Genomic DNA, 21,550 nt, shown 5'->3' on the forward strand with positions numbered 1-21,550 from the left:
CTGGCCTACTTATTTAAATGAATTCTAAAACGCTTTTTATCAGCTATTCGCGTAAGAATAAAGAGATTGCTCTCGATTTGGCGCAACGCCTTCAGGGACAGGGCGTGGCGGTCTGGCTTGATCTGCTCAATCTCGAGCCGGGTACGCATTGGGATATTGCGATCCAAAATGCCCTGGAAGAAGCTAACGCTGTACTGGTGCTTTTATCGCCGCCTGCTGTAGCCTCTACCTATGTTTTGAGCGAAATAGACTGCGCGCTTGAACAGAAGAAAAAGATAGTGCCGCTTTTGCTTGAAGACTGCCGCATTCCCTTATTGCTTCGCAGGGTACAATATATAGACTGCAGTAAATCTCTGGAAGAAGGATTTTTGATATTACTTCAGGATTTAAAGGAAAGCAGGGAGGTAGATACAGATCGTTTGGAAGGAACAGCCGAAGTAGTAACTTCTATTTTTCAATCGCCTTCAGAGTCTGACTTTTTAGAGGAGCGCCTCATTTCACCGGAAGAGATCGCCAAGGCAAAGAGCCTTCACCTGTCCCGGGTAAAACGTTTGTACCACTTGCTCATTGGTCTTGGGGTATTGAGCCTTGGAGTTAGTGCAATCTTTATGATCAATTTTTTAACCAAAAATCTTGATTTTCAGGATACACAGCAGCAGATTTTAATAAGCGTGTTGGCCATTTTAGCAATGCTCGGTTTATTTGTCTATCGAAAAATAGGGGACAGGGACAGCCGCATTCAGCTTATTGAACTTTTTGAACTGAAAAGAAACCGTCTGGAGCGGGCCATTTCAAAGCTTACCGAAGCTGATATTGAGAATATGAATTCCGATTTTATTAGACTAGCCAGCATTTAAACTATGAAAACACTAGACCAGGCCATTGCCGAAGTTGAAAGAAGAGATAAGAAAAGCAAGATTTTCTACATCATCGCTGGTATTATTATCGCTTTGTTACTAGCGCTGACTTTTAGTTTGAATCATAAGCTTTCGCGCTCCAATGAACGATTGGAGCGTACTAAAGACAGTTTGCAAATCATAGATAATCAGACCATAGGCTATGTGTCTATGATTGATACCATTTACGATTCGATTAGTGAAATGGAGCTTAACAACACCCGATTAACCCGTAATCTCGACGCTATAGGGCTGTATTTTGACAGCATTTCCCGATTGCGTCAATTGCCATTAGACACCCTGAGAAAGCTCGATAACTGGAAAATAAAAGCCAACGAATTAGGGTTAGATTTTAAAAGGGATCGGGATTTTCAGGTGGTCTTTTTATTTGATAAAAAGAATGCTTCACAGGAATTGAAACTTTTAAATGCTGTAGAAGAAGATACGTTAATACGCGCTAATCCCGTGTATTTAGATAGTCAAAACCGAACGCTTTATTATTACGACGACGATTTAAAATCCAGGGCAGATAGTTTGGCAAACCGAATTCGAAATGTTATTGACCTGAAAGTTGCTCGTGGAAGAGACTCAAATCTGGCTAAAGAATACAGGTCGAGTAGGTTTGATATTTATATTACCCAGGATTAATTCTCGTGGATTTGTCTAACGCGTATAGAAGGTTTTTTGGGAACTGAAATTTCGATTTCTGAGTTGCTGTATTTTCGTTTACGGTAGAAATACCGCGCGACAGGATAAGCAGAACCGCATAGCACAAGACTTGACCCCAATACCAACAGGCCTGATAAGCCTGCAAATTGAGTTCCTGTAGCTAAGATCCCCAGAATAAGCACCACCGAAAGCGGAAAGGAAATCGCCAAAATATTAATCGCATAATTTTGGTTGAAGGTTTTTCGCAAATTATTGAGCTCTTTCTCCTGAGAAGCGACCGCTGCGATGTGTGCAAAAGGCCAGAAACTACAGGCACTTAGTCCAAAAGCCAGAAGCAACAGGCGATCTTCGGCAATTGAAATGTTGCCCAAATAACAAACAGCAAGTGCAAAAAAGGTTACGATTCCGGCGCGTATTAAGAGAAGCGAAAGAATTTGTAAAAACTGATTGCGTTTCACACTTACCGAAAGCCCTATAAACAGTAACACCAATGGTGTCATTAATAAACTAAGCTTTGATAATCCTTCCGAAAAGACAAAAGGTAACGTGTCTAGTCTAAATCCTGCAAACAACAGGATTAAGGCTGCGGCGATAAAGAGATTTACCGGTTCGGTGACCATAGCAAGCATTAAATTCTTCAGTTTACTGCTATTAGATGTTCCTTTTACTTCCTGAGTTTTATAATGCCAGCGCATAGCGATCAGATATAAAACCAAAAGGACAAAAACCTTATTCCCTAAATCGGCCATCGCAGCTTTGGCCAGATAGCTTTCGCCCAGATACTCGAGAATAAAAGGAAAACAGCTCAGCCCCGGCGCCAGAGAAGGAATAAGTAAATGGGCGGTCCTAAAGTTTGCCGTACCGCGCTTAAGCCCTGTAAAGCTCAAAATACCCGGAGCAACGGCAAACAGCACAACATTTAGCGCTAAGGCCATTACGGGTAAAATGAGCAGGGATAACTCGACGTTTATACTCAGGAGCGCTATAAATATGGTAGCAGGAAGCGCAAGATTGAGAATGATCATCTTGATCCCGGCGAGTTCCTGCTTGTTTTTAAGTTTTACCTTAAGCAGTAATCCCAATAGAATAAAAACCAGAAACAATACGGTTTTTTGCAGATTGTGATCCATACTTAAACCAAAATTTCATCAATGGCATCTGTAAAATGCTTCATTTCTTCCATCGTGCCCAAACTTACCCGACACCAGTTCTGATCCCAGAATTTAAAGGCCCTGACGACTACTTTGCGTTCGTAAATTTGCTCCAGAAAAGCATCACCTTCCATCTCGATGGGGAAAATGATAAAGTTTGTGGTAGAAGGCATAGGAGTAATTCCCTTTTTATCCAGAAACGCCATGGTGTAATTTCGGGCTTCATCAAATTTGGTTTTACACATTTCCAGATACTCGCTATCGTCCATACTGGCAGAAGCAGCGGCAATTGTGGGACCGCTAATGCCCATCCCGCCACGGGTAATTTCGTTTATGGCCGCCAGAGAGTCTTTATGCCCCAGCATATAGCCCATACGCAAGCCGGCCATGCCGTGAATTTTAGAAAAAGTACGCGTCACAAAAACGTTTCTACCTTCGGCAACCAGGGGAGCCATACTGCCTTCGAGTCCGCCCGGAGCCAGTTCCAGATAGGCTTCATCTACAAAAACCGGTACCCGTTCTGAAACACGGGAGCAAAAGTCTTTGAGTTTTTCGGTATTGGTGATTGTGGCTGTGGGATTATTCGGGTTTGTGATGTAAACGAGTTTAGTATCGGCATCTATCGCAGCTTCCATTGCATCGAGGTCATGCTGATAATCATCGGTAAGTTTTATTGCTTTCCAGGAACCGCCGGCAGCTTTGGCCACGCTCACTAAAGACATGTAACTGGGGTCTGCACTGATGACATTTCCTCCATCCTGAAATAGCACTAAAGCTGTCTTTTCAAGAAGGTCTGAAGAACCGGGACCCATCATAATCTGATCGGGGCTTACCCCTTCAAAAACTGCAATTTTTTCAACCAAATCATTCAGGGTAGACCATGAGTAATGATTGCCGTCCCAGACTGCTTTCTGAAATGCTTCAGCCGCCATTTTAGAAGGGCCATGCGGATTTTCATTCCAAACCAAACGGGCTTTAACTGTGCTTAGGTCGGGGATTTTTGGAGGTGTAAATTCGTCAAAAACCGGATTGCGGTATAAGAATTTTTGGTTGTTGCGTCTTGCTGTTTCAACGGTATCTGCCCAAAGCGCTGTGGGTGCTACGGCTACTGCTCCTATAGACAGAGCCAATTTTTTGATCCAGTCTCTTCTGGGAAGTTGTGAAGATGTCATAAAAAACGATTTGATTTCTTTAAATTTATGAAAATCAAATCGTTGTTATGGTGTGGACTTGCTAAAAAACAACTCAATAAATTAATTATCTGGTAATTTTTAAGACCAAATTTCACCTAATTCGAAACCCTTTTTGGGAATTTATTGCAGTTTGGTAATGTCTTCGAGTTGATGAAGGTCTTCTATAGTCCTGTAAATTTTTGAGAGCTGATTATTGATGACCGTGCGTAAATGCTGCGGAAACTGAATATCCTCAAGCACCTGCTCGTATTCTTTGGCACTGGTTTCTTCCCCACGCAGGCACTCTTCAAGAATAGCCGATTTATCATTGAGGTTGAGTACATCGCGCAAATCCATCCAGGTACGATGCAGATCGCCGGCTAAACTCCCGTCAGACTTTGGTTTTTCATTGATTAAATGCAACTCGTGATCCAATTCGGTAGCAAAACCATTCCGCTTTGCGGCCTGCCTTTGCATAAAACCACGCAAAGCTGCGTGATCAATATCCTGCATCGCTTTAATGTATCCTTTCTCTGCATCATAGTTTTTTACCAGAAGACGTTGTAAACCTTCGGTAATTGTGTCGTGACTTGAAGTCTTTTCCATAGTGTATTAACTGAATTAAACATGCTGATCAGTTTTGTAAAGTTAGTTTTCCTTTAGCGTATGTGGTAGATATACAGGGGCTTTTAGTACGAGGTTAACACTTTTACTCCATTAGAATTGTCAGGTTTATTTATTAATCGTAATATTGCGATTAATATTATGGGAGCAACTAAAGAACAATTGTTTACAGATCATCAGACCAGGCTTGCGGCTTATGCCAAGGTGCTTGCGCACCCGGCTCGTATTGCCATATTACAGCAACTTTCAAAGTTTGACAGTTGTGTTTGCGGCGATTTGGTAACCGATATTGGTCTGGCTCAGGCCACCGTTTCCCAACATTTAAAGGAATTGAAGAAAGCCGGTTTAATTCAGGGAACCATTGAAGGTGTGCGAGTCTGTTACTGTATTGATCCCGAAGCTCTAACCATTTTAAAAAAGGAATTGAATCTGTTATTTGATTCGCTGCAAAGTTGCACATCAACCGAATGCTGCTAAAACGAAATACTATGAAACTATCTGAACTAAAAAAAATCATTACCAAAGCTCATAAAATAGGCTTTGAATTGCCTGATGGAAAACTGGTGCCTGCGCACTTTCACGTGACCGAAGTAGGGCAGAGCACTAAACGATTTATCGATTGTGGCGGGACCTTACGCAATAAAGAAACAATCGTTATGCAATTGTGGAATGCACAGGATTACAACCACCGTTTACACCCGGAGAAACTTTTAAGCATTCTTGAGCTTTCTGAAAAGGCGCTTGATTTGGAAGATTTAGAACTTGAGGTTGAGTATCAGGCAGAAACTATTGCAATTTATGGTCTTGATTACGACGGGAAATATTTTAAACTAACTTCTTTACAAACAGACTGTTTGGCGAAAGATGCCTGTGGAGTGCCACAGCGTCAAACCACACCGCTTATTAATGCAGCCTCAGATCCCTGTATACCGGGAAACGGTTGTTGCTAATCAGATAATTAATTTGTCTAACTATATGTATACCGATTTAAAGGCATTTATTGATGCTTTGCAACTGGAAACTATTGAAGAATCCCGGAAAGAAGAGCTTCAGACTCTTATTGATTATCTCCTGGCTAAAAAAGCTCAGGCTTTACCGATACAGCTTAACTTTATTTGTACTCACAATTCCAGACGCAGCCAGCTTTCTCAGATTTGGGCTCAGGCGATGGCCGTATATTTTGATGTTGAGGCGAAAACTTTTTCTGGTGGAGTAGAAGTTACGGTTTTTAATAAAACCGCGGTAAATACTTTAATTAAACAAGGTTTTAAGGCTGAAAATGAAGGTGCTGAAAATCCGGTTTACAACTTAAGTCTTGCCGATAATCTGCCGGAGATTAAAGCTTTCTCAAAACTGTATGATCATCCTGATAATCCTTCCAAAAACTTCGCGGCAATAATGACCTGTTCGCACGCAGATGAAAACTGCCCGTTTATTCCGGGAGCTGAAGCGCGTATTCCGGTGCGTTATGAAGATCCTAAAATTGCAGACGGCACACCACAGGAAGCGGAAGTTTATGCCGCGCGGAGTAAGGAGATCGCGACCGAAATGAAATATGTTTTTAGCCAGGTGCAAGGCTGATCTTTTTAAAAGCAACACCAGCATATATTCCTTTCTATTTTTAAAAGAAAAGCGGTCCAAAAACTTACTTTTGCAGCGGAAACCAAATCTGTTTTAGGCATTATTCTATGGCAAAAAATGATCCGTATGCAGCCCTGAGGTACAGGGAATTTAACCTATTTCTTTTGGTGCGCTTTGCTATGGTTTTTGCCTGGTCTATGCAATTTGTGGTCATCGAGTGGGAGGTATACAGCATAACCAAGAATCCCTTATCGCTGGGGATTATAGGTCTTATGGAGGTAATTCCGGCGGTTTCTCTGGCACTCTTTGCAGGTCATATCGTTGACCAGCGCGAAAAGCGCAGTTTGCTCTTTAAGTGCATATTTGGGTTTTCGGTAGTGAGCGTGGGTCTGTTTTTATTGACCTGGCCCGTGGTAACCCAACACATTACTACCTCACTAACCTTATATTTTATTTATGCTTTGGTATTTATAGGCGGTATCGTTAGGGCGTTTCTTGGTCCTACCATATTCTCTTTATTTGCGCTCATCGTACCAAAAAAAATATATCCTAATGCTGCGACCTGGAGTAGCAGCGTTTGGCAAATGGGCGGAGTGGTAGGTCCGGCTGTTGGAGGTTTTTTAATACATCTTATAGGGGTTCACTGGTCTATGTGCGTGATTTTTGGTTTCTCATTAATGGCGCTGGGTGTTTTGACACGAATTAAGCGTAAACCTATAATGAACCCAAAAATAGGAGAACCCGTATTGCAGAGTTTAAAAGAGGGTATTCAATTTGTGCGCAACAGCAAGGCAGTACTAGGGGCCTTAAGTCTCGATATGATTGCGGTGCTCTTTGGTGGAGCAGTAGCCTTACTGCCTATTTACGCTCAGGATATTCTAAAAGTGGGGCCACAGGGCTTTGGGATTTTGCGTGCGGCTCCAGCGGTTGGAGCTTTGATTACGATGTTTACTTCTGCTTATTTTCCGCTGTACAAAGCCGCGGGGATGAAATTGCTGGCGGCAGTTTTCGGTTTTGGGCTTTGTATTATTGTTTTCGGACTCTCAACGAGTTTTTGGCTTTCGGTTTTTGCTTTATTTATGAGTGGTGTCACCGATGGTGTTTCTATGATTATCAGACAAACCATTCTTCAATTAAAAACGCCAGATTCTATGCGGGGCAGGGTAGCTTCGGTAAATTCTATGTTTGTGGGTAGTTCTAATGAACTGGGGGCTTTTGAAAGCGGCTTAACAGCAAAACTTATGGGAACGGTTACTGCCGTGGTTTTTGGTGGAAGTATGACGCTGATCACAGTAGTCGCAACCGGAATCCTTTCGCCTAAATTCAGAAAACTAGACCTTAGAAAAGATCTGGAAGAGCACGAGAATGCTGAAGCTTAAAATCCTGGGGGTTTTGCAACAGAACCCGTAGGATTTCCATTAAGATCTAAAGAAACGTCAGGAATTTCTTTAGAAATAAATCCTTTTCTATAAATAATAAGATTTAAATATAGATCAATTTTTGTGTTGGTATTTGTGCCAACAAGGAAAAAACCATTATTCACAATACCTTTTATAAACCAAGTATTTGTTGAAGGGTTCTTGTAAGCATAAACCTGAAAACCCTCAACAACACCGTTGCCGGAATTACTTGCTGTTATCACACTAGTACTATTTGTACTGTACTCTCTAAAATAATATCCCTGAATTGTAACAGCGTAGTCAAGAGTACTAATTTTAGTGTCATATTCTGTAACGCCATTTCTTGAAGTATTTCTGAAGATAAGCTGAGCGTAATTAATGGGGCCGTATTTACTAATATTTATATCGTATTGAACAATGGCTTTATCTGTTTTTTCAATGATTAATTTTGAACCCCTTATCTGAGTTGAATTACCGGGATTTTCTAAATAAAGCTTCTCATCTGTCATTGTATTACCCTCTACGTGCAGTGCTCTTACAGGCGTCGTTGTGTTTATACCCACCTGACTTAGAGCAAAACCCGAATATAAGAGTACAAATGGTATGAGAAATATTTTCATGATTTAGCTTAATACAGATTAGGGACAGTTATTGCAGTACCTTGATTGGAACCATTTAAATTGGTTCTGATAACTGGCATTTTGCGATAGAAGGAAGTATCATAAATTATGAGAGTACACTGGTACTCAACATTATCACTGGGATCCACATCCAAAAACTTGTTTCTAATTTCTAAATGCCAAGTGCCGCCACTTTCAAAAGATCGTAAAACAAATGCTCCTATTGAGCCGTAAGTTCCACTAATAATATTCTTGTTTACAGGATCTCCAATATATCTAAAGTCTGCAATACCTACAATGTATTTTGAAGTTTCATAACCTAAATCAACATCTACTAAGTTATCTCCGTCTAAATTATGAAAACGGTATTTCACTATATTAATGGGTGCTACTGTTAAAACATTTACATCCAAGCGGGTTATTTCTCCATTTATTGGAGTAGAATTCGTTGTCCGAGTAAGTAATTTAAAGTCTTCATCACTGTTTAGAACGGTTGGTAATGCACCTAACTCAAATGCTTCCTGAATTATCATCGAACCCGCTACGTGTAAATCAGCCTCAGGTTGTGTTGTACCTATTCCAACCTGGGCAGAAAGTATCATCGGTATTATTATCATAAATAACCGAATAGGTATCTGTTTATTCATATCTATATTAGTTAATTATAGGATTTGTAGCTGTTCCGGTTGAACCTCCGCTCATGTCAATGACAACATTACCAAACTGTTTTGACAAATCTTTCGAATAGATTAATGTCGTTATAGTCCAGGTACCCAGTTCAGATGGGTAAAGGTTATTAGCAGCAGGAAAATCTGCTGTAATATGCCATGTACCATTATTTATGAATGCTGAATAATAGGGAATAGTTGCATTATTATCTATATCAAGCTCTCTATCGTAAGAGGCGGATAAGGTATTTAGAACGAAATCATTCGCGTCAATTCCGGTATCAAAATCTAATACCCAATCTTCATTTGGGTTATAAATTTCATAAACCTGAATATATCCCAATGCTGCGCCTGTAGGATTACTAACATCTAAAGATTTTATTTGGTCTGAGGATTCTTGAATTAAAAATGTAGAAGTATCTGCATCCTCAAGATTATCTATCACACCGATGGAAATTCCTTGAGATATTTTTGCATCGCCGGCAACTTCTAACTTCGCTCTGGGTTGAGTAGTACCAATACCAACTCCATCAGTTTGACTGAAAGCTGTAAAGCTCAAGGCATAAAAAAAGAGGAGTACTGTTATTTTCAACTTGTTGGGGTTTGTTTACACGGCAAATGTAATCATTAATCGGTTAAAATACACATATTTAAGACTTGTATTTAGTGTTGTAAGAATATATTTTTTAAGTACAATGAACTTACCGATGAAGTGCATTGGGTTGGAGCAAGAATTATGCGGATTATCCATTACAAATGCGTACCTTTACAGCAGTCTAGTCAAAGCCACCCGCTTAAGCCGTACTCGAAACGCCTGATATAAGATAAGCTTCTCCATTTCTTCGTATCCCACGTGTAGTATACTTCTGATCTTGACTCAGGCGCAGTATCTATTCACTTAAAACATTAAATGGGAAAATCACAACAAACTTATAGTAAGACTGAACGCGAAAAAAAGCGCATAAAAAAACGAGAAGAAAAGCAAAAACGAAAAGAAGCCCGTAAGGCAAATTCTACCGGTGGAAATTTTGAAGATATGATCGCTTATGTTGATCATAATGGAAATCTTACCGATACCCCGCCAGATCCTTCTATGAAGGTTGAAATTGACATTGAAGATATTCAAATCAGTGTTCCCAAGACCACCGAAGCAGATAAACTGGCAGCTGAAGAGGCTAAATTCAGAAACGGAAAAGTTTCGTTTTTTGACCATTCTAAAGGATTTGGTTTTATAATCGATTCAGAAAACCAGGAAAAATACTTTGTTCACGTAAGCGGAATTCTTGAAGGTGAACTCAATGAAAACGACAAGGTTTCATTTGAACTCGAGCGTGGTCAAAAAGGGATGAACGCCGTGCGCGTTAGTAAGATCTAAGGCAATTACCACCAGCTGGCAAAATGCCTCTGAAACACTACTGTTTCAGAATTGAAAATCCAAAACAGGGAAGAGCGTTGTTCACGTAGAGCAACGCTTATTTTTTTATAAAAACTCTCGAAGTCTTCAAAACCAGCTGCAGAATCAGGTATTGAAACCCAATCATTTTTAAACGGAATGTAGAAGCGGTTAACCGGTTTATTTAGCAGGTAAAGTTGTTCCTGCGTATAGTAATTACCCTGTATTGTATTTACAAAAGCCTCATGTGCCCGTTCTTTCTCAAAACCGGCAGGGATATAAACCTGAGCCTTGAAAAACAGATGTTGCTTCATACGTTGAGCTGTAATCCCCAGGTTATTAAGGTAAGCTTGTGTTTCGGTTTTGTAAAGTAAGGGAAACTGCTGATCACGCATTTTTTTGAGTTTCAGTTTCAGGTGATCTTTTCCGTTAGGCCCCTGTAACATGTCTATCCAATAATCTCCGCTTTCGGGTCTCAGGAAATAAAATTTATAAACCATTTCCAGATGAATAACATCGGCACTGTTTTTTGGCTTTAGAATAAAGTCAAATTCTCCAAGGGTGCGCTTATGATCAATTATCTGAAGGTTTTTGGCGAGAATTTCAAAATCCTGTTGCAGGGCTGTTTCCATAAAAACTTCCATGCGTTGCCCTAAACGAATGGGATGCGGCATCTCAAAATCTTCTGGTAGTTGCCGGGAAGCTCCCGTTAGCTCAAAGTGAGCGTACTCAAAATCAAGAGGAGCAAAATGCAATTGCGGGGTTTCCAGAAAACCCAGATACTGCCTTTGCAGACTAGTATGACTATTTAGATTAATCAAAGAGATCTGACGATAGGTAGCGATCTCCCCGGTCACAAATAATGGAAACGACTATACCTTCTTTCAGTTTTTCGCAAAGACGTAAGGCTGCTACAGTTGCTCCGCCACTGCTCATACCGCTAAAAATACCTTCTTCTTCTGCCAGTCTTTTGGCCATCACCCGGGCATCAGCCTCACTAACTTCGAGAATCTGATCTACTTTTGTAGCATCAAAAATTTTGGGCAGATATTCCTGCGGCCATTTGCGTATTCCGGGAATACTGGATTCATCAGTAGGTTGTACGCCCACAATCTGAACATTTGAACTTTGCTCTTTTAAATAGGTTGAAGTTCCCATAATGGTGCCCGTAGTACCCATTGATGAGACAAAGTGCGTGACTTTTCCTTCGGTATCTCTCCATATTTCAGGGCCTGTGGTTTTGTAGTGGGCTTTCCAGTTATCAGGATTTCCAAACTGATTAAACATAAAGTAGCCTTCGTTTTTCACTTTAGCCTCAGCAAAATCGCGGGCACCTTCTATGCCTACTTCTGTAGGTGTGAGGATGACGGTAGCTCCATAAGCCCGCATGGTTTGTACGCGTTCTTTTGTAGCATTTTCGGGCATAACAATCTCCAGGTCCAGTTTGTACATCGCTGCAATCATAGCCAAAGCTATACCCGTGTTTCCGCTGGTCGCTTCAATCAATTTGGTGTCTTTGGTTATTTCACCCCGTTCCAGGGCTGCCGTAATCATATTATACGCAGCGCGATCTTTAACACTACCGCCGGGATTTTGGCCTTCAAGCTTAAAGAGCAGTTTTACGTTAGGATTGGTATTTAAAACTTTTGATTCAACAAGTGGCGTATTACCTATGAGGCGTTCTATAGAAAAATTCATGAGTTTTTTTGATTGCAGATTATTTTTCGAGTTCTCTGATGAGTATCTCGGGCTTGTGGGATACCAGAGAATAGGGTGGGACCGACTTTGTTAACCAGACGTTACCGCCTATAATACTGTTAGATCCTATTACCGTTTCACCGCCTAAAATGGTTGCGTTTGCGTAAATTGTCACGTGATCTTCAATGGTAGGATGACGTTTAACCGACTCCAGCTCTTTGGTCACGCTTAAGGCTCCAAGTGTTACACCCTGATACAGTTTTACGTGATTTTTGATGACAGCTGTCTCTCCAATTACAATACCCGTGGCGTGATCCATAAAAAAATGTTCTCCAATGGTTGCTCCGGGGTTGATATCAACACCGGTAACGTGATGGGCATATTCGGTCATCAGTCGGGGTACAATAGGAAAGCCCTTTTGGTAGAGGGCGTGACTTAGCCTGTAAATGGCTACTGCATAAAAACCGGGATATGCCAGGTAAACTTCTTCGATACTTTCTGCGGCAGGATCGTTTTTATATATCGCCTCAGCATCGAGGTTGAGCATACGCAGGATCTCCGGAAGTTCTGCGACATAGTCATCCCAGACCTTGCTGCATTTTTTATCAATTTCCCAGCAGGCCAGCTCTACTAAATCTTCAAATAACTTCTCAAGCCTGTCTAGATCAGCATCCAGATCGTTAGGATAGTTAAATAAGGTGTTGAAGAGTTCTTTGGTAAAGAGCTGTGCGTCTTGCTTTAATTTATAATTGAGCTTGGCATTTTTTTTATGTGCCTTTATTTGCTGAATGATGGTGAGTTTATTTACCATAAATAGGTCTAAGCTTTTTTGGGTTTATGCAACCCTTTTTAAAGACTATTCGAGCGTTGTTTGTCGTCTTAACTTTGAGACATTTCAAATTTAGATAAATGTTGTTGTAATACTTCCCCTTTTCGGCAGGGAAATTCCCCAAATTCACATCGGAGATTTAATCCCTCAATTTAATTTTTCGATGATCTATATACAGCCAGATAGTATTTGCCTGTTCGAAGATTACTATTTTTGAAGCATGTTTAAAAATGAATATTACTACCTTTTAAAAATACAATACCTGGGTTTTAGGTATCACGGTTGGCAGAAACAGCCAGAGTTGCTTACGGTAGAGCGGATGATGCAGCGCACCTTAAAGTATGTGCTCAATCACGGCAATTTTAAATTTATTGCCGCCGGTCGTACTGACGCGAAGGTTTCGGTCAACGAAACGTATGTCGAGCTGATTTTGCGTGACGAACCATTAAATCTGGAAACGTTTTTTGACCTCTTCAATGTCAACCTTCCGCAGGATATACGCCTGCTTGAAATCGCCGAACTCGAAGAGCAAACCAATATTATTCAGGCTCCAAAGCTGAAAGAATACATCTATCTTTTTTCCTTTGGCTCAAAAAACCATCCTTTTTGTGCTCCGTATATGATTAATTTTCGGGAGGATTTAGACATCCCTTTGATGCAGGAAGGTGCAAAGCTGATGGAAGGGTCGCACGATTTTAGAAATTATGCCTACAAGGCAAATCCCGAGACTCAAACCCTGATGACTGTTGAGAAGGCCGTGGTCGAGGTCAATACACTTTATTCGGCCAGCTTTTTTCCGGATCAATCGTATGTTTTTCGGGTTGTGGGCGAAGGTTTTAAGCGGCATCAGGTGCGCTTAATGATGGGAGCTTTATTCGATCTCGGGTCGGGGGTACTTAGTATGGAAGATTTTAAACGCAGTCTCGATGGTAGCCGGGAGTTTAAATTAACTCATATCGCTCAGGCTTCGGGACTTATTCTCCAGAGTATTTTTTTGAAAGACTAAAACCTGTGCTAAATTAACTTAAAGCATCCTTCATTTAACAAAGATTAACCCTCTTCCTCAAAGGTTTAACCCGACCTTAACCCCGATAAACAGGGGTGTCTGTTATCTTTGCTTCAGTAGAAATTAATAACCAAAAAATTTAATCAGATATGAAAAAGATAGCAATATTAGCCACAAACGGATTTGAAGAAGTTGAATTAACTTCTCCATTAGAAGCGATGAAAAAAGAAGGTTTTGAAGTACATATTATAAGTGAAGAAGCCGGAAAAATCAGAGCCTGGGCGTCCACAGACTGGGGTGATGAATATAAGGTAGATAAAACTTTGTCTGAAGTACAAGCAAGCGAATATAACGCACTGGTACTTCCGGGCGGAGTAATAAATCCAGATAAATTACGAAGAAATGAAGATGCCTTATCATTTGTAAGGGATTTCTTCGAGCAACATAAGCCCGTAGCAGCTATTTGCCACGCACCCTGGACATTAATTAGTGCCGGAGTGGTAAAAGGCAGAAAAATGACCTCTTTCAACTCTATTAAAGATGATCTCATCAATGCAGGAGCTGAATGGGTAGATGAAGAAGTTGTTGTAGATCAGGGCTTTGTAACCAGTAGAAATCCTGATGATTTACCGGCATTTAATGCCAAATTAATCGAAGAGATTAAAGAAGGTAAGCACGAGTTACAACATGCCTAAATTGATTTAAAATAGTATTGGGAAAGTCCGTCTTTGACGGACTTTTTCTATTTTTAAATTTATTAGAATCTAAATATGGCCAAAAACATAAAGCTGAAGAAGCCAAAACTTCCCAGACTACCCAGAATCCCTAAAATTAAGAGTGCACACAAGTTGCTGAAGAATGATGTGCCGGGCACACTTACGTATACCGGGAGTAAAGAGCAGAAGCACGTGTCTGTTGAGCTTATCGAATACACACCAGATACTTATAAAGTAGAGCAGGGCAGTGATGTCTCGATAGCTTTTGATAAACACAATCCCGGCGAGATTTCATGGATCAATGTTAATGGTCTTGCACTTACCGATCAGATCGAGAAACTCGGGCAGCATTATGATCTGCATCCGCTTATTCTTGAGGATATTGTAGACACCAACCAGCGTCCCAAAATTGACGAGTATCCCAATTATTTGTTTGTGGTATTTAAGATGCTCTATTTTAATGAGAAGGGAGAATTTATGAATGAACACATCAGTCTGGTGCTGGGCGAAAACTACCTGATTACCTTTCAGGAAGCAGACGGAGACGTGCTCGATTCCCTGCGTACGCGTATAACAAACGGTAAAGGCCGCGTGCGTAACGCGGGTGCAGACTACCTGATGTTTGCAATCATGGATGCTGTGGTGGATCATTATTTTACGTTGATTGAAAATATGAGCGATCGTATCGAAACGCTGGAGGATGTTTTATTTGCGAACCAGGCCGAACAAGACATTACACAGGATATTCAGGATTTAAAACGCGAGGTATTACGTCTTAGAAAGGCGGTTTTTCCGTTTAGAGAAGTCGTAAACCGTCTGGAAAAAATGGATAGTCAGCTTATAGACCAGCGCACGGTAACCTACATCCGGGATTTGTACGATCACGTCACTCAGGTTTCTGATAGTATTGATATCTACCGGGAGATGACCTGGGGACTTATGGATATGTATATGACTACGATAAGCAACCGTATGAATGAGGTTATGAAAGTACTTACCATCATCTCCAGTATATTCATACCGCTTACGTTTATGGCAGGAATTTATGGGATGAATTTTGAATACATCCCAGAGTTAAGCTGGCGCTATGGTTATTTTTACCTGTGGGGTCTTATGATCGTCATATTTTTTCTGTTGCTCTATTATTTTAAGCGGAAAAAATGGCTATGATGCGGGAATCAAATAGCCCTTTTGAGCACTTCTTTTGCTGAATATTACCAGAAAAACAGATACACCCAGTTGTAAAACAGGAATTATAAGGCCCTGTACCATTCCATACACCTCTATGGAATCCATGCTAAAAAGGGAGTATCCCATTTGAACAAGTATTGCAAGTAAAGAGATTCCAAATAAAGTAACAGCAGTACCCCGGCGTATAATTAAGAAAACACTCCCCAACAATCCGGTAATTGCAGCTACGGTATAAACTCCGTTTACCCATTGCGGGATTTCGGTAATTAACTGAGCCTGTTCTGCAGGTAATTCGGCAAGGTGCTTATTGCTCATGAAGACCTGATTGGTATACATAAATAAACCGATCAAATTCCACAAAACAGCCAGTGCGGCAATAATCCAATAACGTTGGGAGGGGCGTGTTGTACCCATAATTAGGTTATATTTGAGTAGTACTAAAAATACCAATTTTAAAACTAAATGTTTAAAAAGCATTGTTTAGACCCTAAAATAAACACCTAAAAAATACAAGTTATGGCAAAGCAGCTACCTGCCGCCTATTTTGATTTTCTAAACGAGTTAAAACAAAACAACGACCGCGAGTGGTTTGACGAGCACAAAAGCCGATTTAAAAAACTGGAGCAGGAGTTTAAAGCCTTTTGCAAGGACACGCGGGAGCGCATGCAGCAGTTTGATGGGATCGAGCGCGAAAAGGTGTTTCGTATTTACAGAGATGTGCGCTTCAGTAAAAATAAACAGCCTTACAAAACAAATAGAAGTGTAATTTTCTACCGGGAAGGCGTGACGCGAAGAGGAAGTTATTATTTGCAGATCGCACCCGGAAAAAGTTTTGTAGGAGGTGGCTTTTTCGCCCCGCAACCGGCAGATTTATTGCGTATTCGTAAAGAATTTGAAGTTGACGCGCAGCCCATACGCGATATACTTTCACAAAAGGAATTTGAAAAAGCATTTGGAGGTTTTATGGAGGATGATGTCGTTAAAACCGCTCCAAAAGGCTTTAGCAAGGAAGATCCCAATATTGACCTGATACGCAACAAGAAATTTGCCATAAAGCACGATTTTACAGATGAGGAAGTGCTTCACCCTGATTTTCAGGATCAGGTGCTGAGCTATTTCCGGTTAATGCTTCCCTTTTTTGATTATATGACCGAAGTTTTAACCACTGATCTTAACGGCGAACCTATTATCTGATTTTCAATTCATAAGAAGTCATTTTTCAATTCTTGAAAACTTTGTTAATTACTTTGATTTTTTCGGCTTTAAAAACCGTCCTTGAAGTCCTATATTAGCAATCATCCCGCTTCTCGATAATCGAGACTAAACAGGTTGAGGTACACCTCGCCAGGTTTAACTTAATGCATTTTTAACGCCTTACAACCGGCTTTTAAGGCAATACACGTATGTCAGAAGAAACTAAATATACCGAAGATAATATCAGATCCCTTGACTGGAAGGAACACATTCGTATGCGTCCCGGTATGTACATTGGGAAACTGGGAGATGGTTCAAGCGCCGATGACGGGATTTACATTCTGCTAAAAGAAGTACTTGACAACTCGATTGACGAGTATGTGATGGGTGCCGGTAAAACCATAGAGGTGAGTATTCAGGGAACCCGGGTAATCATACGCGATTACGGTCGTGGGATTCCGCTGGGTAAGGTGGTAGATGTGGTTTCTAAAATGAATACCGGGGGTAAATACGATTCGCGGGCCTTTAAAAAATCGGTAGGTCTTAACGGGGTAGGTACCAAAGCGGTAAATGCTCTTTCTGAATATTTCAGGGTAGAATCTACCCGCGATGGTAAATCGGCAGCTGCAGAGTTTGAACGCGGAAACCTCAAAGACGAGGAGTTTTTAGAGGAAACCTCACGCAGAAAGGGAACCAAAGTAACCTTTGTGCCTGATGAAACCATTTTTAAAAACTACAAATACCGTAACGAGTATGTGGCGCGTATGCTTAAAAACTACGTGTATCTCAATCCCGGTCTTACCATTGTGTTTAACGGTGAAAAGTTTTACTCCGAAAACGGTCTTAAAGATTTATTGGGAGACCGTATTGCGGAGAACGACGTACTTTACCCCATAATTCACTTGCGCGGTGATGATATTGAGGTGGCAATGACCCACAGCCGCACACAATATTCTGAAGAATACCACTCTTTTGTTAACGGTCAAAACACCACTCAGGGAGGAACGCATCTGGCGGCTTTTCGCGAAGCGGTAGTAAAAACCATACGCGAATTCTTCAATAAAAACTACGATGCTTCAGACATCAGAAAATCTATTGTCTCGGCGATAAGCATCAAGGTTATGGAGCCTGTTTTTGAGTCGCAGACCAAAACCAAACTGGGCTCAACCGATATGGGCGGCGACCTTCCAACAGTGCGTACCTATATCAACGATTTTTTGAAAACCAATCTTGATAATTACCTGCATAAAAATCCCGAAACCGCAGATAAGATTCAACGCAAGATTTTACAGGCAGAACGGGAGCGCACCGAACTTAGCGGAATACGTAAACTGGCCAAAGAACGGGCTAAAAAAGCAAGTCTGCACAACAAAAAACTACGCGATTGCCGCATCCATTTAACAGATAGTAAAAAAGAGCGTAATCTGGAGAGTACACTCTTTATCACTGAGGGGGATTCGGCTTCGGGATCGATCACCAAATCCCGTGATGTAAATACGCAGGCGGTGTTCAGCTTACGCGGAAAGCCGCTCAACTCGTACAACATGACCAAGAAAATCGTGTATGAGAATGAAGAATTTAACCTGTTACAATCGGCACTCAACATTGAAGAGTCGATGGAAGATTTGCGTTACAACAACATTGTAATCGCAACCGATGCCGATGTTGACGGGATGCACATCCGGTTACTGCTCATTACCTTTTTCCTGCAGTTTTTCCCGGAGTTGATTAAAGAAGGGCATCTCTATATTTTAGAAACGCCTTTATTTCGGGTACGTAACAAGAAAAAAACCATTTATTGCTACAGCGAGCAGGAGCGCCGGGATGCGATTGAGGAGTTGAGCGGTAAACCTGAAATTACACGATTTAAAGGTTTAGGTGAAATTTCCCCAGATGAGTTTAAACATTTCATTGGCGATAGTATTCGTCTGGCGCCTATTATGCTTGATGAGACCATGTCTATCGAAGAAATCCTCGAATTCTATATGGGCAAAAACACCCCGGACCGTCAAAAGTTTATCATCAATAACCTGAAAGTAGAACTCGATCCGGTTTTAGAGAATTAAACGATAATCCCCAATATTCTGCCAGTCAGATCATTATGAGCGAAGAAAATTACGAAGATCCTAATTTAGACCCATCTGAAGAGCTTAATTCAGGAGAGACCATCACCCGTGTTACGGGCATGTTTAAAGACTGGTTTCTCGATTATGCCTCGTATGTAATTCTGGAGCGTGCGGTTCCTGCAATTGAAGACGGTTTTAAACCGGTGCAGCGGCGTATTATGCATTCGATGAAAGATCTGGATGACGGGCGCTACAACAAGGTTGCCAATATCGTAGGGCATACCATGCAGTACCATCCCCACGGAGACGCCAGTATCGCTGACGCGATGGTGCAAATGGGGCAAAAAGATTTGCTCATTGATACTCAGGGTAACTGGGGGAATACCCTTACCGGCGATAGTGCAGCAGCTTCGCGTTATATTGAGGCACGGCTTTCAAAATTTGCACTTGAAGTACTTTTTAGCCCTAAAATCACGAGCTGGCAGGCCTCTTATGACGGGCGGCGTAAAGAACCCATAAATCTTCCGGTTAAATTCCCATTATTGCTCGCTCAGGGAGCCGAAGGTATTGCGGTAGGTTTGAGTACCAAAGTTTTACCCCATAATTTTATTGAACTCATTGACGGTTCCATCAGGCATTTACAGGGGAAAAAATTCAAGCTTTTACCCGATTTTCCCTCTGCCGGTGAAGCCGATTTCAGCGATTACAGAGACGGAAAACGTGGCGGAAGAGTACGGGTCAGAGCCAAAATCAATCAGCTGGATAAGAATACTTTAGTTGTTACCGAAATACCGTTTAGCACCACCACCACATCGCTGATAGACAGTATTTTAAAAGCAAATGATAAAGGAAAGATTAAAATAAAAAAGATTGAGGACAACACCTCTTCCGAGGTTGAAATCCTTATTCACCTGCCACCCGGCCTTTCTCCCGACAAGACCATAGGTGCATTGTTTGCGTTTACTAATTGCGAAGTTTCCATTTCGCCATTGGGCTGTGTTATTGAAGACAACAAGCCGCTCTTTGTGGGGGTAAGCGAAATGTTGCGTATTTCAACCGAACGCACCAAAGATTTGCTGCGTCAGGAACTCGAGATTCAGCTGGAAGAGTTGGAGAATCAATGGCATTACGCGTCACTTGAGCGTATTTTTATTGAAAACCGCATCTACCGGGAAATTGAAGAAGAAGAAACCTGGGAAGGGGTACTTAAAGCTATTGATGAAGGTTTAAAACCTCATATCGCACACTTAAAGCGTCCTGTTGTAGAGGAAGATCTCGTGCGCCTTACCGAAATACGTATCAAACGTATCTCTAAATTTGATATTGATAAAGCGCAGCAAAAAATTGAAGCTCTCGAAGATCAGATCGCTCAGGTAAAACATCATTTGGCTCATCTCACCGAGTTTGCCATCGATTACTTTAAGCGTTTAAAAAAGGAATACGGCGCAGGTCGCGAGCGTAAAACCGAAATTAAACTCTTTGATGATATTGAAGCCTCTAAAGTGGTCATTCGCAATACCAAACTCTATGTAAATCGTAAAGAAGGTTTTGTGGGTACAGCACTTAAAAAGGACGAATATGTTACAGATTGTGCAGATATAGACGACATTATTGTTTTTACCAAAGAGGGTAAAATGATGGTGACCAAGGTAGACAGCAAAACCTTTATAGGTAAAGACATTATTCACGTTGCTGTTTATAAGAAAAAAGACAAGCGCACCATTTACAATATGATTTACCGGGACGGAAAAGGAGGCGCGACCTATGTAAAACGGTTCAACGTTACCAGTACGACGCGGGATCGCGAGTACGATATGACCAAAGGTAAAAAAGGCTCGCATGTCTGGTATTTTTCGGCAAACCCCAATGGGGAAGCGGAAGTAGTATCCGTTTATTTACGATCAATAGGAAATGTCAAAAAACTCAAATTTGATCTGGATTTTTCAGAAATTCTCATCAAAGGGCGCAACGCCAATGGTAATATTGTAACCAAGCACGCTGTACGTACCATTGAGCTTAAAGAAAAAGGAGTTTCAACCTTAAAACCGCGCAAAGTCTGGTTTGACGATTCGGTACAGCGTCTTAATGTAGACGGCCGGGGTGAACTTTTAGGCGAGTTTAAAGGAGAAGATCGCCTGTTAATCGTAACTCAGGATGGGGTTGCCAAAACTATTGTGCCCGAACTCACCACGCGATTTGATGACAAAATCATCGTTCTTGAAAAATGGATTCCCGAAAAACCCATATCGGCAATTTACTGGGACGGGAACCGGGAGCGCTATTATGTTAAACGCTTTTTAATTGAAAATCCCGAGAAGGAAGAAAGTTTTGTTTCTGAACATAAAGATACCCAGCTCGAGATTGTTTCTACAGATTACAGACCGGTGGTCGAAATGGTCTTTTACAAAGAACGCGGCAAAGATCAAAAGCCTAATGAAACCGTAAATATTGAAGACTTTATAGCCGTTAAGGGTATTACCGCTCTTGGAAACCAATTTTACACCGAAAAACTCAAACAAATCAATTTACTGGAACCCTTACCTTACGAGGAAGAGCAGGAAGAAGAAGTGGAGACCTACGATGCTGCAGATGATCATTCAGAGACTGATACAGACGCAGATACGACTGATCCTGATTCACCTAAAGGCGACGGCACACAGGGATCTCTTTTTTAAA

At 41.2% G+C, this 21,550-nt stretch carries 23 protein-coding genes; 13 read left to right on the forward strand and 10 right to left on the reverse strand.

Annotation, left to right across the window (positions count from 1 at the left end; all coding sequences use genetic code 11):
- Positions 1-17 precede the first annotated feature (17 nt).
- A complete protein-coding gene (locus ACSSS3_RS16575; protein ID WP_442845560.1) occupies positions 18-857 on the forward strand; it encodes a toll/interleukin-1 receptor domain-containing protein in 840 nt (279 codons plus the stop codon).
- Positions 858-860: 3 nt separating this feature from the next.
- Complete coding sequence (locus ACSSS3_RS16580) at positions 861-1,544, forward strand: hypothetical protein (RefSeq protein WP_442845561.1); 684 nt, start codon at positions 861-863, stop codon at positions 1,542-1,544.
- Here the strand turns inward: ACSSS3_RS16580 and ACSSS3_RS16585 are convergent.
- From ACSSS3_RS16585 to ACSSS3_RS16595, 3 genes are all read right to left on the reverse strand, one after another.
- A complete protein-coding gene (locus ACSSS3_RS16585) occupies positions 1,541-2,695 on the reverse strand; it encodes a permease (protein ID WP_442845562.1) in 1,155 nt (384 codons plus the stop codon). The two genes, ACSSS3_RS16580 and ACSSS3_RS16585, sit on opposite strands and share 4 nt — an antisense overlap.
- Before the next feature lie 2 nt (positions 2,696-2,697).
- Complete coding sequence (locus tag ACSSS3_RS16590) at positions 2,698-3,888, reverse strand: pyridoxal phosphate-dependent aminotransferase (RefSeq protein ID WP_442845563.1); 1,191 nt, start codon at positions 3,886-3,888, stop codon at positions 2,698-2,700.
- 141 nt (positions 3,889-4,029) lie between these two features.
- Positions 4,030-4,494, reverse strand: coding sequence for a ferritin-like domain-containing protein (locus ACSSS3_RS16595; protein ID WP_228229723.1), 465 nt, complete (start codon positions 4,492-4,494; stop codon positions 4,030-4,032).
- Between the two features lie 159 nt (positions 4,495-4,653).
- On the opposite strand from ACSSS3_RS16595, the gene ACSSS3_RS16600 reads away from it, so the two are divergent.
- The 4 genes from ACSSS3_RS16600 (at position 4,654) to ACSSS3_RS16615 (ending at position 7,472) form a co-directional block, all read left to right on the forward strand.
- Entirely contained in the window at positions 4,654-4,989 is a 336-nt protein-coding gene (locus ACSSS3_RS16600) for an ArsR/SmtB family transcription factor (protein ID WP_442845564.1), read from the forward strand.
- Between the two features lie 11 nt (positions 4,990-5,000).
- Entirely contained in the window at positions 5,001-5,462 is a 462-nt protein-coding gene (locus ACSSS3_RS16605; protein ID WP_442845565.1) for a DUF6428 family protein, read from the forward strand.
- Positions 5,463-5,475: 13 nt separating this feature from the next.
- Positions 5,476-6,093: a protein-tyrosine-phosphatase gene (locus ACSSS3_RS16610; RefSeq protein WP_442845566.1), complete on the forward strand. Its 618-nt coding sequence runs from the start codon at positions 5,476-5,478 to the stop codon at positions 6,091-6,093.
- A gap of 107 nt (positions 6,094-6,200) precedes the next feature.
- Positions 6,201-7,472 carry an MFS transporter gene (locus ACSSS3_RS16615; RefSeq protein WP_442845567.1) on the forward strand — a complete coding sequence of 424 codons (1,272 nt, stop codon included), beginning with the start codon at positions 6,201-6,203 and terminating at the stop codon, positions 7,470-7,472.
- Here ACSSS3_RS16615 and ACSSS3_RS16620 read toward each other — a convergent pair.
- Genes ACSSS3_RS16620 through ACSSS3_RS16630 form a run of 3 tightly spaced genes read right to left on the reverse strand, consistent with a single transcriptional unit; the run spans position 7,469 to position 9,373 of the window.
- The gene (locus tag ACSSS3_RS16620; RefSeq protein WP_442845568.1) at positions 7,469-8,113 is read right to left on the reverse strand and encodes a hypothetical protein; all 645 of its coding nucleotides are present in this window, start codon (positions 8,111-8,113) and stop codon (positions 7,469-7,471) included. The two genes, ACSSS3_RS16615 and ACSSS3_RS16620, sit on opposite strands and share 4 nt — an antisense overlap.
- Positions 8,114-8,121: 8 nt before the next feature.
- Positions 8,122-8,760, reverse strand: a complete 639-nt coding sequence (locus ACSSS3_RS16625) for a hypothetical protein (RefSeq protein WP_442845569.1) — start codon at positions 8,758-8,760, stop codon at positions 8,122-8,124.
- Positions 8,761-8,767: 7 nt separating this feature from the next.
- Positions 8,768-9,373 carry a hypothetical protein gene (locus ACSSS3_RS16630; protein ID WP_442845570.1) on the reverse strand — a complete coding sequence of 202 codons (606 nt, stop codon included), beginning with the start codon at positions 9,371-9,373 and terminating at the stop codon, positions 8,768-8,770.
- 318 nt (positions 9,374-9,691) lie between these two features.
- Here ACSSS3_RS16630 and ACSSS3_RS16635 point away from each other — a divergent pair, with 318 nt between their 5' ends.
- Complete coding sequence (locus tag ACSSS3_RS16635; protein WP_228229731.1) at positions 9,692-10,156, forward strand: cold-shock protein; 465 nt, start codon at positions 9,692-9,694, stop codon at positions 10,154-10,156.
- Between the two features lie 5 nt (positions 10,157-10,161).
- Here ACSSS3_RS16635 and ACSSS3_RS16640 read toward each other — a convergent pair whose 3' ends face one another.
- From ACSSS3_RS16640 to epsC, 3 genes are read right to left on the reverse strand one after another with little or no spacing between them, the layout of a single operon-like run.
- On the reverse strand, positions 10,162-10,995 hold the full coding sequence (locus ACSSS3_RS16640) for a DUF1853 family protein (protein ID WP_442845571.1): 834 nt from the start codon (positions 10,993-10,995) through the stop codon (positions 10,162-10,164).
- Positions 10,988-11,872 carry a cysteine synthase CysM gene (gene cysM / locus ACSSS3_RS16645; RefSeq protein WP_442845572.1) on the reverse strand — a complete coding sequence of 295 codons (885 nt, stop codon included), beginning with the start codon at positions 11,870-11,872 and terminating at the stop codon, positions 10,988-10,990. The genes ACSSS3_RS16640 and cysM overlap by 8 nt, the downstream gene beginning before the upstream one ends.
- 19 nt (positions 11,873-11,891) lie before the next feature.
- Positions 11,892-12,683 (reverse strand): serine O-acetyltransferase EpsC, encoded by a 792-nt coding sequence (gene epsC / locus ACSSS3_RS16650; RefSeq protein WP_442845573.1) that lies wholly within the window; start codon positions 12,681-12,683, stop codon positions 11,892-11,894.
- A gap of 238 nt (positions 12,684-12,921) precedes the next feature.
- On the opposite strand from epsC, the gene ACSSS3_RS16655 reads away from it, so the two are divergent.
- From ACSSS3_RS16655 to corA, 3 genes are all read left to right on the forward strand, one after another.
- The gene (locus tag ACSSS3_RS16655; protein ID WP_442845574.1) at positions 12,922-13,707 is read left to right on the forward strand and encodes a tRNA pseudouridine(38-40) synthase TruA; all 786 of its coding nucleotides are present in this window, start codon (positions 12,922-12,924) and stop codon (positions 13,705-13,707) included.
- 149 nt (positions 13,708-13,856) lie between these two features.
- Entirely contained in the window at positions 13,857-14,402 is a 546-nt protein-coding gene (locus ACSSS3_RS16660) for a type 1 glutamine amidotransferase domain-containing protein (protein ID WP_442845575.1), read from the forward strand.
- 75 nt (positions 14,403-14,477) lie between these two features.
- Positions 14,478-15,593, forward strand: coding sequence for a magnesium/cobalt transporter CorA (corA, locus tag ACSSS3_RS16665; RefSeq protein ID WP_228229737.1), 1,116 nt, complete (start codon positions 14,478-14,480; stop codon positions 15,591-15,593).
- On the opposite strand, the gene ACSSS3_RS16670 is transcribed toward corA, so the two are convergent.
- Positions 15,588-16,028 (reverse strand): hypothetical protein, encoded by a 441-nt coding sequence (locus ACSSS3_RS16670; protein ID WP_442845576.1) that lies wholly within the window; start codon positions 16,026-16,028, stop codon positions 15,588-15,590. The two genes, corA and ACSSS3_RS16670, sit on opposite strands and share 6 nt — an antisense overlap.
- Before the next feature lie 102 nt (positions 16,029-16,130).
- On the opposite strand from ACSSS3_RS16670, the gene ACSSS3_RS16675 reads away from it, so the two are divergent.
- The 3 genes from ACSSS3_RS16675 to ACSSS3_RS16685 all read left to right on the forward strand — a co-directional run bounded on the left by ACSSS3_RS16675 (position 16,131) and on the right by ACSSS3_RS16685 (position 21,549).
- The gene (locus tag ACSSS3_RS16675) at positions 16,131-16,808 is read left to right on the forward strand and encodes a DUF2461 domain-containing protein (protein WP_442845577.1); all 678 of its coding nucleotides are present in this window, start codon (positions 16,131-16,133) and stop codon (positions 16,806-16,808) included.
- Positions 16,809-17,017: 209 nt separating this feature from the next.
- Positions 17,018-18,874: a DNA topoisomerase IV subunit B gene (locus tag ACSSS3_RS16680; protein WP_442845578.1), complete on the forward strand. Its 1,857-nt coding sequence runs from the start codon at positions 17,018-17,020 to the stop codon at positions 18,872-18,874.
- Positions 18,875-18,909: 35 nt separating this feature from the next.
- The gene (locus ACSSS3_RS16685; protein ID WP_228229741.1) at positions 18,910-21,549 is read left to right on the forward strand and encodes a DNA gyrase/topoisomerase IV subunit A; all 2,640 of its coding nucleotides are present in this window, start codon (positions 18,910-18,912) and stop codon (positions 21,547-21,549) included.
- Position 21,550: the final 1 nt, after the last annotated feature.

The sequence above is a fragment of the Leeuwenhoekiella sp. H156 genome (assembly GCF_052218455.1).
GTDB classification, from domain to species: domain Bacteria; phylum Bacteroidota; class Bacteroidia; order Flavobacteriales; family Flavobacteriaceae; genus Leeuwenhoekiella; species Leeuwenhoekiella parthenopeia.